This window comes from Oerskovia sp. 140933, assembly GCF_059651515.1.
On record NZ_JAMXIO010000025.1, the window covers coordinates 22,186 to 36,513 of the forward strand.

13 protein-coding genes are annotated in these 14,328 nt (G+C 72.3%); 7 read left to right on the forward strand and 6 right to left on the reverse strand.

Features of this window, described 5'->3' with window-relative positions:
- The first annotated feature begins 66 nt into the window (after positions 1–66).
- On the forward strand, positions 67–534 hold the full coding sequence (locus NHG27_RS13380; RefSeq protein WP_193720197.1) for a PPOX class F420-dependent oxidoreductase: 468 nt from the start codon (positions 67–69) through the stop codon (positions 532–534).
- Between the two features lie 66 nt (positions 535–600).
- On the opposite strand, the gene NHG27_RS13385 is transcribed toward NHG27_RS13380, so the two are convergent.
- Both NHG27_RS13385 and NHG27_RS13390 read right to left on the reverse strand, forming a co-directional pair.
- The gene (locus NHG27_RS13385; RefSeq protein ID WP_497016608.1) at positions 601–1,743 is read right to left on the reverse strand and encodes an Rv2578c family radical SAM protein; all 1,143 of its coding nucleotides are present in this window, start codon (positions 1,741–1,743) and stop codon (positions 601–603) included.
- 64 nt (positions 1,744–1,807) lie between these two features.
- Entirely contained in the window at positions 1,808–1,954 is a 147-nt protein-coding gene (locus NHG27_RS13390; protein WP_497016609.1) for a hypothetical protein, read from the reverse strand.
- Between the two features lie 389 nt (positions 1,955–2,343).
- On the opposite strand from NHG27_RS13390, the gene NHG27_RS13395 reads away from it, so the two are divergent.
- Positions 2,344–3,096, forward strand: a complete 753-nt coding sequence (locus NHG27_RS13395) for a TIGR02391 family protein (protein WP_497016610.1) — start codon at positions 2,344–2,346, stop codon at positions 3,094–3,096.
- Entirely contained in the window at positions 3,065–3,586 is a 522-nt protein-coding gene (locus NHG27_RS13400; protein ID WP_497016611.1) for a hypothetical protein, read from the forward strand. The genes NHG27_RS13395 and NHG27_RS13400 overlap by 32 nt, the downstream gene beginning before the upstream one ends.
- Positions 3,587–3,763: 177 nt before the next feature.
- On the opposite strand, the gene hisS is transcribed toward NHG27_RS13400, so the two are convergent.
- Both hisS and NHG27_RS13410 read right to left on the reverse strand, forming a co-directional pair.
- Entirely contained in the window at positions 3,764–5,167 is a 1,404-nt protein-coding gene (gene hisS / locus NHG27_RS13405) for a histidine--tRNA ligase (protein ID WP_497016612.1), read from the reverse strand.
- A gap of 44 nt (positions 5,168–5,211) precedes the next feature.
- The gene (locus NHG27_RS13410; protein WP_497016613.1) at positions 5,212–6,060 is read right to left on the reverse strand and encodes an MBL fold metallo-hydrolase; all 849 of its coding nucleotides are present in this window, start codon (positions 6,058–6,060) and stop codon (positions 5,212–5,214) included.
- A gap of 188 nt (positions 6,061–6,248) precedes the next feature.
- On the opposite strand from NHG27_RS13410, the gene NHG27_RS13415 reads away from it, so the two are divergent.
- The 4 genes from NHG27_RS13415 to ligD all read left to right on the forward strand — a co-directional run bounded on the left by NHG27_RS13415 (position 6,249) and on the right by ligD (position 10,584).
- Positions 6,249–6,953 (forward strand): peptidylprolyl isomerase, encoded by a 705-nt coding sequence (locus NHG27_RS13415; protein WP_497016614.1) that lies wholly within the window; start codon positions 6,249–6,251, stop codon positions 6,951–6,953.
- On the forward strand, positions 6,950–8,698 hold the full coding sequence (locus NHG27_RS13420) for a DUF349 domain-containing protein (protein ID WP_497016615.1): 1,749 nt from the start codon (positions 6,950–6,952) through the stop codon (positions 8,696–8,698). The genes NHG27_RS13415 and NHG27_RS13420 overlap by 4 nt, the downstream gene beginning before the upstream one ends.
- 106 nt (positions 8,699–8,804) lie before the next feature.
- The gene (locus tag NHG27_RS13425) at positions 8,805–9,488 is read left to right on the forward strand and encodes a hypothetical protein (protein WP_497016616.1); all 684 of its coding nucleotides are present in this window, start codon (positions 8,805–8,807) and stop codon (positions 9,486–9,488) included.
- A 4-nt stretch (positions 9,489–9,492) separates the two neighbouring features.
- Positions 9,493–10,584 carry a non-homologous end-joining DNA ligase gene (ligD, locus tag NHG27_RS13430; protein ID WP_497016617.1) on the forward strand — a complete coding sequence of 364 codons (1,092 nt, stop codon included), beginning with the start codon at positions 9,493–9,495 and terminating at the stop codon, positions 10,582–10,584.
- A gap of 109 nt (positions 10,585–10,693) precedes the next feature.
- Here ligD and NHG27_RS13435 read toward each other — a convergent pair whose 3' ends face one another.
- Positions 10,694–11,800, reverse strand: a complete 1,107-nt coding sequence (locus NHG27_RS13435) for an ATP-dependent DNA ligase (RefSeq protein WP_497016618.1) — start codon at positions 11,798–11,800, stop codon at positions 10,694–10,696.
- A gap of 176 nt (positions 11,801–11,976) precedes the next feature.
- Positions 11,977–14,292, reverse strand: a complete 2,316-nt coding sequence (locus NHG27_RS13440; RefSeq protein ID WP_193720187.1) for a RelA/SpoT family protein — start codon at positions 14,290–14,292, stop codon at positions 11,977–11,979.
- Positions 14,293–14,328: the final 36 nt, after the last annotated feature.

Genomic DNA, 14,328 nt, shown 5'->3' on the forward strand with positions numbered 1-14,328 from the left:
ACGCACGCGGACGAGTCTAGTCTGTGGGCGGACCACGTTCACGAGGACTCTCCCCGGGAGGCACGCATGGCCAGACGGATCGCGACCACGGACCGGGTCGGACGCGCGGAGCTCGTCGCGTTCCTGCGCGCCAACCGGCGGGCCGTGCTGCTCACCCGGCGCGCGAGCGGCGCCCCGCAGATGAGCCCCGTCACGTACGGGGTCGACGCCGAGGGGCGTGTCGTCGTCTCGACGTACCCCGACCGCGCCAAGGCCGTGAACCTGCGGCGCGACCCCGCCGCCTCGCTGTGCGTCCTGGGCGAGGACTTCGACGACGCCTGGGTCCAGGTCGACGGCACGGCCGAGGTGATCGACCTGCCGGACTCGGTCGAGCCCCTCGTCGAGTACTACCGCTCGATCGCCGGGGAGCACCCCGACTGGGACGAGTACCGCCGGGCCATGGTCGCGCAGGGCAAGTCGCTGCTGCGCGTGACCGTCACGGGCTGGGGACCCGTGGCCACGGGCGGGTTCCCGGCCCGGCTCGCGCAGGACTGAGCGCGGGGGTCCGCCAGGCCGTCGCGTTCAGCGGACGCGCGCCGGGCGTGTCCTGCCGGGTCCGTCCTAGAAGAGCAGCTGCTCGGCGCTCGCGGACGCACTCGTGCCCGTGCGGGCTGGCCCTCTGCCGCTGTCCCGGTGCTGCGCCACCAGGCTCCCGGCCGGGTAGTCCCCCTCGTCGCGCCGCGCTCTCTCGCCAGGAGACTCGGGGTGCCAGGCGGTCCGGGCGTGGCCCGACGTGCGCGCCTGGGCGCGGTGCCCGGCGCTCGCGAAGCCGCGCTCGACGAGCAGCGGGCGCACCCGGTCCCACAGCCAGTCCCGGTACGCACGGCTCGCGGACGACCCGCCCGCGTAGACGCGTTCGTAGCCCGCGACCCGCTCGGGGTGGTCGCGACGCAGCCAGGCCATGAACCACTCGCGGGTGCCGGGCTTGAGGAACAGCGGGAGGACCGTGGCGCCGGTCGCGCCGGCCTCGTGGACCGCGTCGAGCAGGCGCGTGAGGTGGTCGGCCGAGTCGGTGAGCCACGGCAGGACCGGGGCGATCATGACCCCGCACGGCAGCCCGGCAGCCCTCGCGGCGCGGACGAGGTCGAGGCGGGCGCGCGGCGTGGGCGTCCCCGGCTCGACGGCCTGCTGGAGGTCCTCGTCGACGAACGCCAGGGAGACCCCGATGCCCACGTCCACGATCTGCGCCGCCTGGCTCAGGCGCGGGAGGTCCCGGCGCAGGAGCGTGCCCTTGGTGAGGATCGAGAACGGCGTGCGCGAGGCCTCGAGGGCGTCGATGATCCCGGGCATGAGCCGGTAGCGCCCCTCGGCGCGCTGGTAGGGGTCGGTGTTGGTGCCGAGCGCGACCGCGTCGCCCGCCCAGGACGGCTTGGCGAGCTCGGCCCGCAGCACCTCGGCGACGTTCATCTTGACGACGATCTGGCTGTCGAAGTCCTCGCCGGGGTTCATGTCGAGGTAGCGGTGCGAGGGGCGCGCGAAGCAGTAGGAGCACGCATGGGAGCATCCGCGGTACGGGTTGATCGTCCAGGTGAACGGCATGCGGGACTCCCCCGGCACCTTGGACAGCGCGCTCTTGGCGAGCACCTCGTGGAACGTGACCCCGGCGAACTCCGGCGTGCGCACGGTCCGCACCAGCCCCGCCATGCGGCTGAGCCCGGGCAGCGCGCCGTCGTCCGCCGTGATCGCCTGCCCGTCCCACCTCATGGCGCTATTCGAACACATGTTCGATCACATGTCGATGTCGACGCCGACGGCGGCTCCGGACTGCTCAGCCGATCCCCGCCGCCAGCACCCAGCGGTCGATCTCCGGCCCGGCGTCGGCGACACGCTCCCCGCCCACCGCGAGCCCCTCGCCCATGACCGCGTCGGGAGCGAGGGTCGCGTAGACCTCGGGCGCCCGGCCGAGGCCGCCCATGGCGTGCGTCGTGACGGGGCAGGGTCGTCGCGCCCGCGAGCGAGACTCCGTCGAGGAACGGCGACATGATCATGGGCGGGCGCTCGTTCCAGATCGGGGCTCGCGAGGATCGCGGTGTCGTACCGAGCGAGGTCCGTCAGTGGCTCGACGATCTGCGGGCGGACCACGTTCGGGAGAACTCTCCCCCGGAGGCACGCATGACCAGACGGATCGCGACCACGGACCGGCCCGGGCGCGCGGAACTCGTCGCGTCGACCGCGAGTGGCGCGGCGTCGTCTCGACGCGAGACACTCGCACCTGTCGATGGACTCACGACACGTCGTCCCACGGAACTGGGTGAGATGAGATGACTTTCCGCCGCGCAACACCTATAGCAGAAAGTGCGCGAAATGCCGCTCAGCATTGATCCGGTCTGGGCCAAGGGCGTTCTCGATTGGTGGATCGAGCACGCCGACGCCGCGCTGCTTGACGGCCGGTCTCGTCGAGAGTTCGCGTTCTGCGCTTCAGGTCCTAGGACTGACGCAATGCTCGCTCGAGAGCACCAGGCACGGCGAGTGATCAGCACCGTTCTGGGGGTGACAAAGGTCGACGCCTTGGTGCGTCCGCTCAACAGTCACAACTTCGTTGAGCTCCAGAACGGCCTTGACCTCGCCAGGCGCGCCCTTGGCAAGCTCGCCACCGATGCTGAAACAGCGCAGCACATCACGGGCACCTCGGCGCCGGCAATGGCTGCCGACTCATTGCACCCGCTGATCTGGGACGCGGCAGCCAATTTGTGGGGCGACGGGCACCACGGCTCGGCAGTGCAGCGCGCTGCAACCTTTCTGAACGCACATGTCCAGGAACTCACCGGACGACGCGACATGTCCGACAGTGCGCTGATGGCGCAGGTGTTCTCACCGAACCAGCCCGAGCCTGGGAAGCCACGCCTTCGATGGCCCGGCGACGACTCGGACCTCACGGTCCGGGCTATGCGATCGGGACTGCTTCAGTTCGGCCAAGGGTGCTTCCTCGCGATCCGGAACCCAGCGACGCACAGCACGGAGGATCTGCCCGCTCAGGAAGCACTGGAGCAACTCGCGACCCTCAGCACTCTTGCACGTTGGATCGATGGGTGCGAACTCGCGGAACAACATGACTGACGGTTGGACGATTGCAACAGCGGTCGGGACGATTCTGGCTGCCGCCGTTCCGGCGGTGCTCTTCTTCGTAGAGCGCGCGGAAAGGATGAGGGCACAGACGGCGCTCGACGAAGAACTCCGACGCCAGGCACGCCATGAGGCCGAGCGGGCCAAGTCCGAAACGATGACCGAGGCACGGAGGGTCGCGATCTGGAATGAGTCTGGATCCAACGGGTCTGCGGTCACAATCCACGTCCTGAACGGATCGTCGGATCCGGTCTACCAGGTGACGGTGTCCACCGAACCGATGAGAACAACTGAGGGTCGTCACGTGACCCTTGGAGTTGGGTGGTGGGACGTGCTCCTGCCCGGTGAGCACGTGACCGAATCCACCCATCAGGCTGCCCCGATGCCTGCGTGGGTGGATTTCGTGGATGTACGAGATCGGCGGTGGACGCGACGTAATGACGGCAGTGTTGAGCGGCACACCCACAGACAACGCACCACGTAGTCGCGCCCACCCCGCCGCATCGGACCGATTGCGGAACTCGCGTTCGATGACCGGCCATGTTGGGCCCCTCACACCCGAGCGTCCTCGCGGCCCTGAACGACCTACGCGTGAGGCCCGGCAGGGAACCCCTGCCGGGCCTCACGCACGTCCGCCCGGGTCAGCGCCCGGGCAGCGGTCTCACTCCCCCGCCGGGACGACCCGCGGCCACAGGTCCTCCTCGGACGGCGCCCACGTCGCCGGGTCCGCCGCGATCTGCTCGCCCGAACGGATGTCCTTGACCTGGTGCGGCACGACCTCGCCGTCCGCACCGATCCCCGCAGGGAACCACACGAACGGGATGCCGCGACGGTCCGCGAACTTGATCTGCTTGCCGAACTTCGCCGCGCTCGGCGCCACCTCGACCGGGATGCCCCGCGAGCGCAGCGCGACCGCGACCGCGTCCGACGCGGCACGCGTCTCCTCGCTCGTCACCGCGACCACCACGGCGCTCGGCACCGACCGCGTCGAGCGCACCAGGCCCGCGCTCAGCAGCCGCGAGACCAGCCGCGAGACACCGATCGACAGCCCCACCCCCGGGTAGGTGTTCGCACCGTCCGACGCCAGCGTGTCGTAGCGCCCGCCCGAGCAGATCGACCCGAGCTGCTCGTGCCCCACCAGGACCGTCTCGTAGACCGAGCCCGTGTAGTAGTCCAGGCCACGCGCGATCTTCAGGTCCGCGACCACCACGCCGGGCGCCCGCACGGCCGCCGCGTCGATCAGCGCCGACAGCTCGCCGAGCCCCTCCTCCAGCAGGTCGGACGTCACACCGTGCTCGGCCGCGAGCGCCCGCACCCGCTCCGCGACGGTCGCGTCCGAGCCGGAGATCGCCGCGAGCGCCAGGCACGCGGCCGCCTGCTCGGGCGTCGCACCCGTCTCCGCGACCAGCAGCGCCGCGACCTTGTCCGGGCCGATCTTGTCGAGCTTGTCGATGCTGCGCAGCACGCCCTCGACGTCGTCCACGCCCAGCCCGCGGTAGAAGCCCTCCGCGACCTTGCGGTTGTTCACCAGGATGCGGACCTCGGGCACCCCGATCGAGCGCAGCTCGCCCAGCGCCTCGGCCATGACCAGGGGCAGCTCGACCTCGAAGTGGTAGGGCAGCTCGCCCGCGCCCACGACGTCGATGTCGGCCTGCACGAACTCACGGAAGCGCCCGTCCTGGGGTCGCTCGCCACGCCACACCTTCTGGATCTGGTGACGCTTGAACGGGAACGCCAGGTGACCGGCGTTCTCCAGCACGTAGCGCGCGAACGGCACCGTCAGGTCGAAGTGCAGGCCGAGCTGCTTGTCGCCCTTGCCACCCCGGTCCCCCGCGCCTGCATCGGCTGCGTCGGGCTCCTCCTGGAGCCGGCGCAGCACGTACACCTCCTTGGAGGTCTCGCCCTTGCGCAGCAGCTGGTCCAGGGGTTCGACGGCGCGCGTCTCGATCCCCGCGAAACCATGGAGCTCGAACGTGCGACGCAGCGTGTCGAGCACGTGCTGCTCCACGACGCGTCCAGCAGGGAGCCATTCGGGGAAACCGGAGAGAGGTGTAGGTCGGGCCATGGGACCCGATCTTTCCAGACTCCCGGACCGGACGAGCAATCGGTTCACAGGCCCCGCAGGTACGGGTTGGTCCGGCGCTCGCGGCCGACCGAGGTCAGGGGCCCGTGCCCGGGCACCACCTGGAGGGAGTCGTCGAGCGGCCCGACGACGTCGCGCAGGGTCCGCCGCATCGTCTCGCCGTCTCCTCCGGGCAGGTCGGTCCGGCCCACGGAGCCGGCGAACAGGACGTCGCCGGCGAGCACGAGACCGGCCGCGTCGTGCCGTCCGCCGGAGCCTCCCTCGTCGTGCCCGGCGGGGTCCGCGGCAGCGTCCCCGACGACCGGCAGGTAGAGCGTCGACCCCTGGGTGTGGCCCGGGGCGTGCAGGGCGTCGACCAGGACACCGCCCAGGTCGAGCCGGGTCCGCGAGTCCGCGGGGACCCGGCCGTCGACCCTGCCGCCGCCCTGCTGGTCACCGGGCCCCGGTGCCCAGGGCGTCCCGAAGGTCCGCACGTCGACCGGCTCGCGGTAGTCCTCGATCCGTGCGCCCTGCTGCCGGAGCGCGCTCGCGAGCGTGGCGGCGCGCTCGCCGGTCGAGGGCGGCGCGTCCTCGACCGTGCCGAGGGGGTCCGCGAGGCGGTACGCGTCGCGCGCGTGGATCCACAGCGGCACGCCGTAGAGGTCGCACAGCTCGGCCGCGTCCCACGTGTGGTCGGCGTGCCCGTGCGTCGCCAGGACCGCCCGCGGCGACAGGCCGTGCTCACGCACGACCTCGACCACGCCGGGGACGACCCCGGCCCCTGCGTCGACGATCACGCACGGGCGCGCGGCGCCGTCGGGCCCGTCCGGGGCGGGCGGCGCGACGACAGTGCAGTTGGTTCCGAACACGGGGGCGACCACCAGGAAGACGTCCATGGAGGGACAGTACCGACCCCGCCCGGCGGGGCACCTGATACCGGACCGTGACCTCGCGGGCGGAAAGTCACCGCGCCGGAACGCTCCCGGTGCCTAGACTGTCCTCTGAAACCGTGGACCACCCGTGCGAGCACGCGCCTTCGCGCCGGCACGCGGACCTGCCCGTGGCGTGAGACGAAGGAGTTGGGGTGTCAACGAGCAAGCGCGAACGTGAGCGCGCCCGTCGGCGCGAGCTGAGGTGGACCCAGCGCCAGGCGCAGGCGCACGCCCGCAGGCGTCGGACGTGGACCGTCGTCGGTGCGGTCGCGGGGCTCGCCCTCGTCGCGGGCGGCACCGCGATCGCCTTCGTGGCCAACGCTCCGGCCAAGACGTTCACGCTCCCCCCGGCCTCCGACGCGCAGGACCGCGAGTGGACGGGCGAGCTGCGCACCAGCGCCGGGGACATCGCCTTCACGCTCGACGGCCAGGCGGCACCGCAGACGGTCGCGAGCTTCGTCTCGCTCGCGCGCGGCGGGTTCTTCGACGACACCGACTGCCACCGGCTGACGACCGCGAACATCTTCGTCCTGCAGTGCGGCGACCCCACGGGCACGGGCACGGGCGGGCCCGGCTACACGTTCGGTCCCGTCGAGAACACGCCCGAGGACGGGTTCTTCCCCGCGGGCACCATCGCCATGGCCCGTGCGCTGTCGACGGACTCCCAGGGCAGCCAGTTCTTCCTCGTCTACGAGGACAGCACCTTGCCGACGGACACCGGTGGGTACACCGTCTTCGGCAAGATCACATCCGGCTTGGACGTCGTCCGAGCAGTCGCTGACGCGGGGACCGCGAACGGGGCCGTCGACGGCTCCCCCGCCACCCCGGTCACCATCGAAGGAGTTGAGACCCAGTGAGCGAGAGCACCGAGAACCACGCGAACTCTCCGGCGCAGGCATCCGAGGAGGCCACCGCTACGGAGCAGGTCGAGGTGCCGGCGGTCGCTGAACCGACCGAGGCCGCGCCCGACGCAGCGGAGACGGTCGAGTCCGAGGCCCCCGCCGCGAACGACGCCGACGCGGAGACCGTCGCGGACGAGACTCCTTCCGAGAAGCCCGCAGAGCCGGTCGCCCCGGAGGCCGAGGCCTCCTCGGCGCCCGACGCGCCCGCACCCGCGGCTGAGGCTGAGGCAGAGGCAGAGCCCGCTCAGGCCGAGGCTCCCGCCGAGGTCGCCGCGCCCGCGCCCAAGCCGTCCGCCGCGCCCAAGCCCTCGGCGGCTCCCAAGCCGAGCGCGATCCCCGTGCCGCGCCCGCCCAAGCCGGGGACCCCGGCACCGGCGGCGCCCGCCGCCGCGACCATCGCCCCGGCCGCCGCTGCGGCCGTCGTCCCCGACGACAGCGCGGCCGCCAAGGCCGCCGCGGGCTTCGGCCGTGTCGACGAGGACGGCACGGTCTACGTGACCGAGGCCGCGGGCGAGCGCAGCGTCGGGCAGTTCCCCGGGGTCAGCCCCGAGGAGGCGCTCGCGCTGTACGTGCGTCGCTACCTCGACCTGCACGCGAAGGTCGCGCTCTTCGAGGCGCGCCTGACCGGCACGGACCTGTCGGTCAAGGAGATCGACTCGACCCTCGCCAAGCTCACCGAGGAGACCGCCGAGCCGTCCGCGGTGGGTGACCTGGACGGCCTGCGTGCGCACGTCGAGTCGCTGCGCTCGGTCGCCGCGGCGCGTCGTGCCGAGCTCGAGGCCGAGCGCAACGCCGCCAAGGAGGCAGCGCTCGCCGCCCGCACCGAGATCATCGAGGCGGCCGAGAAGATCGCCTCGACGGATCCCGCGCGCATCCAGTGGCGCCCGGCGGGCGAGGAGCTGCGCAAGCTGCTCGACCAGTGGAAGGACGCGCAGCGCAACGGCCCGAGGATCGACCGGACGAGCGAGGAGGCGCTCTGGAAGCGCTTCAGCCACGCCCGGACGGCCTTCGACCGCGAGCGTCGGCACTACTTCGCCGAGCTCGAGCAGCGCAACTCCTCGGCCAAGGAGGTCAAGGAGAAGCTCGTCCAGCGTGCCGAGGCCCTGCAGAACAGCACGGACTGGGGTGCCACGGCGGGTGCCTTCCGTGACCTCATGACCGAGTGGAAGGCCGCCGGGCGGGCCAACCGCCGGGACGACGACGCACTGTGGGCGCGTTTCCGCGCTGCGCAGGACGCGTTCTTCCAGGCTCGCGACGAGCTCAACGCGGCGACGGACGCCGAGTACGCGCAGAACCTCGTGGTCAAGGAGGCTCTGCTCGAGCAGGCGGAGAAGCTCGTGCCGGTGACGGACCTGGCCCAGGCCAAGTCGGCGCTGCGCGACATCCAGGAGAAGTGGGAGGACGCGGGCAAGGTCCCGCGTGCCGACGTCCAGCGCGTCGAGGCTCGCCTGCGCGCGGTCGAGACCGCGGTCCGTGACGCCGAGCAGTCGCAGTGGTCGCGCTCGAACCCCGAGACCCGGGCGCGTGCCGAGGGGGCTGCCGCGCAGCTCGAGGCCGCGATCGCGGGCCTCGAGGAGGACCTGGCGGCCGCACAGGCCAAGGGGGACAAGCGCAAGGTCGCCGAGGTCGAGTCGGCGATCACGGCGCGTCGTGCGTGGCTCGAGCAGGTCGTCAAGGCCGCCGAGGACTCGCGCGGCTGATCCCGCACCCTACGAGGGGCCCGCGAGGGCCTGTGGACGGCACCGCTGTCCACAGGTTCACGCGGGCCCCTCGTGCGTGCCCGCCGGACACGCCAGGCTGGTGACCGTGACCACACTGCTCCCTCCCCTCTCCCGCGCCGCCGCCGGCCCGGGGGCGGCGACGCCCGCGGACCTCGCCATGGACGTCCGCGTGGACGACGCACCTCTGGTGGTCGGGCCGGAGCACGTCGGAGGTCGCGTCGCGTGGGGAGACCTGGTGCGGTGCGGCGCGCTCGTCCGGGTCCGGGAGGACGCGGCGGTCCGCCCGACGACGGCGCTCACCCCCGCGGTGCGTGCGCAGTCCTTGGCTCCCCAGGTGCCCCCGCGGACCGTGGTCGGCGGCACGAGCGCGGCCTGGGTGCACTGCGGGACACCGGAGGGCGCAGGTCTCGAGGTCGTCTACCCCCTGGGCGTCCACCGTCCCCCGCCCCGTCCGGGGCGCGTGTCGCGCCAGAGCGCGCTCCTGCGTCCGGAGACCGTGCGGATCGGCACGGTGCTGGTGACGACGGTCGAGCGGACCGCGGTCGACGTCGCCTGCCTGACGGATCCGGTGCTGGCCGTGCCGGTCCTGCGGGCGCTCCTCGAGCGCGGCGGCCTGGACGTGCGCGTCGCGCTGCAGGTCCTCGACCTGCGGCACCGCCGGACGGGGCGGCCGCGGGCGCGGGTGCTGCTCGCGGACCTGCTCGCCGCCCGGGGGCCGTCGGCCGAGGACGGGTCGGCGGGCGACGGGAGGCCCCCGCGTCTACCGTGAGGGGATGCCTCGTTCCACGACCCCGGCCGTCGAGCTCGACGTCGACGGGCGCACCGTGCGCGTCACGAGCCCGGACCGTGTCGTCTTCCCCGGCCGGGGGCTGACCAAGCTCGACGTCGTGAGGTACTTCCAGTCGGTCGGTCCGGGCATCCTCGCGGCGCTGCGCGAGCGTCCGACGACGCTCGAACGCTGGCCCAAGGGAGTGTTCGAGGGGGCCAGGCTGAGCACCCGCACGGACAACAGCGGCGACGCGTTCTACCAGAAGCGCATCCCGCAGGGCGCTCCGGACTACGTCGAGACGGCCCGGATCGCGTTCCCGAGCGGTCGCACGGCCGACGAGGTGCGCCCGACCGAGCTGGCCGTGGTGCTGTGGGCCGCGAACCTGGGGACGCTGACGTTCCACCCGTGGCCCGTGACGGGCGCGGACGTCGAGTCGCCCGACCAGCTGCGCATCGACCTCGACCCGCAGCCCGGGACCGACTACTCCGACGCCGCGCGGGTGGCCCCGGAGCTGCGCGAGCTGCTGGGCGAGCTGGGCCTGGAGGGCTTCCCCAAGACGTCGGGCGGCCGTGGCCTGCACGTGTTCGTCCCGGTCGAGCCGCGGTGGAGCTTCGTGCAGGCGCGCCGGGCGACGATCGCGATCGGTCGTGAGCTCGAGCGGCGCCTGCCGGACCAGGTCACGACGAAGTGGTGGAAGGAGGAGCGCGGGGTCAAGATCTTCGTCGACTACAACCAGATGGCGCGCGACCGCACGATCGCCTCGGCGTACTCGATCCGGTCCAACGCCCGCGCCACGGTCTCGGCGCCGCTGCACTGGGAGGAGGTGCCGGACGTCGCGCCGGACGACTTCGACGTGCTGACCGTGCCGGCACGGTTCGCAGAGGTCGGTGACCTGCACGCCCGTCTGGACGCCGCGGCCCCCGAGCCGCGGTGCTCTCTCGAGCTGGCGCTCGATCTCGCGGCGCGTGACGAGCGCGACCACGGGCTGGGCGACCTGCCCTATCCTCCCGAGCACCCCAAGATGCCGGGCGAGCCCAAGCGCGTCCAGCCCAGCAAGGACGCCTCACGGCACGACGAGCACGCGAAGGACGACTGACCCCACCCCCCGGGGCGTGGTGCGGAGAAGGGCCCCTGGCACGCCTCGTGCGGCCCTGTGGGCGGTGCCGACGCTCCAGGCCCTCCGGGGAAGGTGCCCGGTGTGCGGCTCACGCCACGCCCGGTGCCCCGGGCAGCAGGTCGTCCAGGCGGTAGCTCACGGGCTCCTCGAGCTGCTCGTACGTGCACGACGCGGGCTCGCGGTCGCTGCGCCAGCGCCGGAGCTGGACGGTGTGGCGGAACCGGCTGCCCTCCATGTGGTCGTACGCCACCTCGAGCACCCGCTCGATCCGCAGCGGGACGAACGACATGTCCTTGGCGCCGCTCCAGCGCGACTGCGCGCCCGGCATGCGCCCCGAGCCCGGGCTCTCCCACCCGGCCCACGGGTGCTCGGCGGCGTCGGGGCTGTCGGGGTCGAGCACGAGCGGCGCGAGCTCGTCGACGAGCTCGGCGCGACGGGCCATGGGGAACGACGCCGCGACGCCCACGAACTGCAGGTCGCCCGCACCGTCGTACAGCCCCAGGAGGAGCGAGCCCAGCAGCGGCTCCGCGGGGGTCGACGTCTTGTGCAGGCGGTATCCCGCGAGCACGACGTCGGCCGTGCGCTCGTGCTTGACCTTGAGCATGACGCGCTTGTTGGGCTGGTAGGGCGCGGCGAGCGGTTTCGCGACGACCCCGTCGAGCCCTGCGCCCTCGAACGACTCGAACCACTCCTGGGCGACCGCTCGGTCCGTGGTGCGGGGCGTCAGGTGCACGTGCGGGCCGTCGAGCCGCAGGCCCGCGAGCAGCTCCTGGCGGCGGGCGAGCGGCTCGGCCGTGACGTCGTCGTCGCCCAGGGCCAGCAGGTCGAACACGACGAGGCTCGCCGGGGTCTCCTCGGCCAGGCGGGCGACGCGCGAGGCCGCGGGGTGGATGCGCTGCTGAAGCGCCTCGAAGTCGAGCCGGCCGCCCTGGGCGAGCACGATCTCCCCGTCGACCACGCACCGCTCGGGCAACGAGTCCAGGACTGCCTGGACGACGTCGGGGAAGTACCGCTCCATGGGTTTGGCGCTGCGGCTGTCGAGGCGCACCTCGTCGCCGTCGCGGTAGACGATCGCACGGAACCCGTCCCACTTGGGCTCGAACACCAGGCCGCCCTCGACCCCTGCGGGGTCCGGGACGCCCGAGACCGACTTCGCGAGCATGGGCAGCGTGGGCGGGCGCACGGGCAGGTCCATCCCCTGATGCTGCCACCGGGGGCCTCCGGTCACCCGTCGAGCGGGGCCTGTCGCCCGCGGCCGTACGGCGCCGCCCCCCTCGCCGTCCAGGTCGCCGCGCGCCCGCCGGACCCGGGCGACGCGCGCACCCAGGTGCGCGGCGCCGTCGGGCCGTGGTGCGGGGGCCCGGCCGGCGGTCAGGCCGGGAGCGGCGGCGGCTCGGCGGCCTTGGAGCCCGTGATCCGGTAGACGTCGAACACGCCGTCGATCTTGCGGACCGCGGACAGCACCGTCGCCAGGTGGCCGGGCTCGGCCATCTCGAACACGAACCGGGACATCGCGACCCGGTCGTTCGACGTCGAGACCGTCGCGGACAGGATGTTGACGTGGTGGTCCGACAGGACCCGCGTCACGTCCGAGAGCAGGCGCGAGCGGTCGAGGGCCTCGACCTGGATCTGCACCAGGAACAGGGCGTTGCTGCCCGTGGTCCAGTCGACCTCGACGATGCGCTCGGGCTGGTTGCGCAGGCCCACGACGTTGGCGCAGTCCGCGCGGTGGACGCTCACGCCCTGTCCACGCGTGATGAAGCCGATGATCTCGTCGCCCGGGACCGGGGTGCAGCACTTGGCGAGCTTGACCCAGATGTCGTCCACGCCCTTGACGACCACGCCCGGGTCGCCCGTGCGGGGGCGACGCGCGGTGTGCCCCGGACGGGCGACCTCCGCGAGGTCCTCGGACGCGCCGTCCTCCCCGCCCATGGCGTGCACGAGCTTCTGCACGACGCTCGCGGCCGAGACCTGCCCCTCGCCGATCGCGGCGTACAGCGCCGAGACGTCGGGGTAGCGCATCTCGTTCGCGAGGCCCACGAGCGACTCGTGGCTCAGCAGGCGCTGGATCGGCAGGTTCTGCTTGCGCATGGCCTTGGCGATCGCGGTCTTGCCGTGCTCGACGGCCTCCTCGCGGCGCTCCTTGGAGAACCACTGCCGGATCTTGTTGCGGGCGCGCGGGCTGCTGACGAACGCGAGCCAGTCACGGCTGGGGCCAGCGGTCTCCGACTTGGAGGTCAGGACGTCGACGACGTCGCCGTTGTCCAGCTTGGAGTCGAGCGGGACGAGGCGTCCGTTGACGCGCGCCCCCATGGTGCGGTGACCGACCTCGGTGTGGACCGCGTACGCGAAGTCGACGGGCGTCGAGCCCGCGGGCAGCGCGATCACGTCGCCCTTGGGCGTGAAGACGTAGACCTCGGCGCCCCCGATCTCGAAGCGCAGCGAGTCGAGGAACTCCGAGGGGTCCGCGGTCTCGCGCTGCCAGTCGACGAGCTGGCGCAACCACTGCATGTCGGTCGACGCCGTGTCCGGAGCGCCGCTCGACTTGGCGACCTCCTTGTACTTCCAGTGCGCCGCGACCCCGTACTCGGCCCGTCGGTGCATGTCGTGCGTACGGATCTGGATCTCGACGGGCTTGCCGCCGGGACCGATCACCGTGGTGTGCAGCGACTGGTACATGTTGAACTTGGGCATCGCGATGTAGTCCTTGAACCGCCCGGGGACGGGGTTCCATCGCGCGTGCAGGGCGCCGAGCGCCGCGTAGCAGTCGCGCACGGTGTCCACGAGGACGCGTGCGCCGACCAGGTCGTAGATCTCCGCGAAGTCGTGCCCGCGCACGATCATCTTCTGGTAGATCGAGTAGTAGTGCTTGGGGCGCCCGGTCACGGTCGCCTTGATCTTGGCCGTCCGCAGGTCCGCGGTCACCTGCTCCCGGACGACCGCGAGGTACTCCTCGCGGGCCGGTGCGCGCTCGGCCACGAGGTGGACGATCTCCTCGTACACCTTGGGGTAGAGCGTCGCGAACGACAGGTCCTCGAGCTCCCACTTGATGGTGTTCATGCCCAGGCGGTGGGCCAGGGGCGCGTAGATCTCGAGGGTCTCGCGGGCCTTGCGCTCGGCCGACGACGACGGGACGAACTTCCAGGTCCGGGCGTTGTGCAGGCGGTCGGCGAGCTTGATGACGAGCACACGGATGTCGCGGGCCATGGCCACGACCATCTTGCGCACGGTCTCGGCCTGCGCCGCGTCGCCGTACTTGACCTTGTCGAGCTTGGTGACGCCGTCGACGAGCATGGCGATCTCCTCGCCGTACTCCTCGGTGAGGCGTTCGAGCGAGTACTCGGTGTCCTCGACCGTGTCGTGGAGCAGGGCCGCGGCGAGCGTGGCGCCGTCGAACCCGAGGTCCGCGAGGATCGTGGCGACCGCGACGGGGTGCGTGATGTACGGGTCGCCGCTCTTGCGGGCCTGGCCGCGGTGGGCCTTCTCTGCGGTGACGTAGGCGCGCTCGATGACCGACAGGTCGGACTTGGGGTGGTTGGTCCGGACTGCCTGGAGCACGGGTTCGAGCGCGGGGATGCCTCCCTGGCTCCCCCGGACGCCGAACCGCACCAACCGGGACCGTACGCGCGCTGCCGAGGACTGCCCGCTCTCGCTCGCGGACCGACCGGTCCGTGTCTCTTCGCTCATGCGTGCCTCCTCACCCTGATCGCCGGAGAATCTCGA

Bases quoted from the DNA above. Each gene is read 5' to 3' on its own strand.
- NHG27_RS13380 (WP_193720197.1), top strand. From the start codon at position 67: ATGGCCAGACGGATCGCGACCACGGACCGGGTCGGACGCGCGGAGCTC.
- NHG27_RS13385 (WP_497016608.1), bottom strand. From the start codon at position 1,743: ATGAGGTGGGACGGGCAGGCGATCACGGCGGACGACGGCGCGCTGCCC.
- NHG27_RS13390 (WP_497016609.1), bottom strand. From the start codon at position 1,954: ATGGGCGGCCTCGGCCGGGCGCCCGAGGTCTACGCGACCCTCGCTCCC.
- NHG27_RS13395 (WP_497016610.1), top strand. From the start codon at position 2,344: ATGCCGCTCAGCATTGATCCGGTCTGGGCCAAGGGCGTTCTCGATTGG.
- NHG27_RS13400 (WP_497016611.1), top strand. From the start codon at position 3,065: ATGGGTGCGAACTCGCGGAACAACATGACTGACGGTTGGACGATTGCA.
- hisS (WP_497016612.1), bottom strand. From the start codon at position 5,167: ATGGCCCGACCTACACCTCTCTCCGGTTTCCCCGAATGGCTCCCTGCT.
- NHG27_RS13410 (WP_497016613.1), bottom strand. From the start codon at position 6,060: ATGGACGTCTTCCTGGTGGTCGCCCCCGTGTTCGGAACCAACTGCACT.
- ligD (WP_497016617.1), top strand. From the start codon at position 9,493: ATGCCTCGTTCCACGACCCCGGCCGTCGAGCTCGACGTCGACGGGCGC.
- NHG27_RS13435 (WP_497016618.1), bottom strand. From the start codon at position 11,800: ATGGACCTGCCCGTGCGCCCGCCCACGCTGCCCATGCTCGCGAAGTCG.
- NHG27_RS13440 (WP_193720187.1), bottom strand. From the start codon at position 14,292: ATGAGCGAAGAGACACGGACCGGTCGGTCCGCGAGCGAGAGCGGGCAG.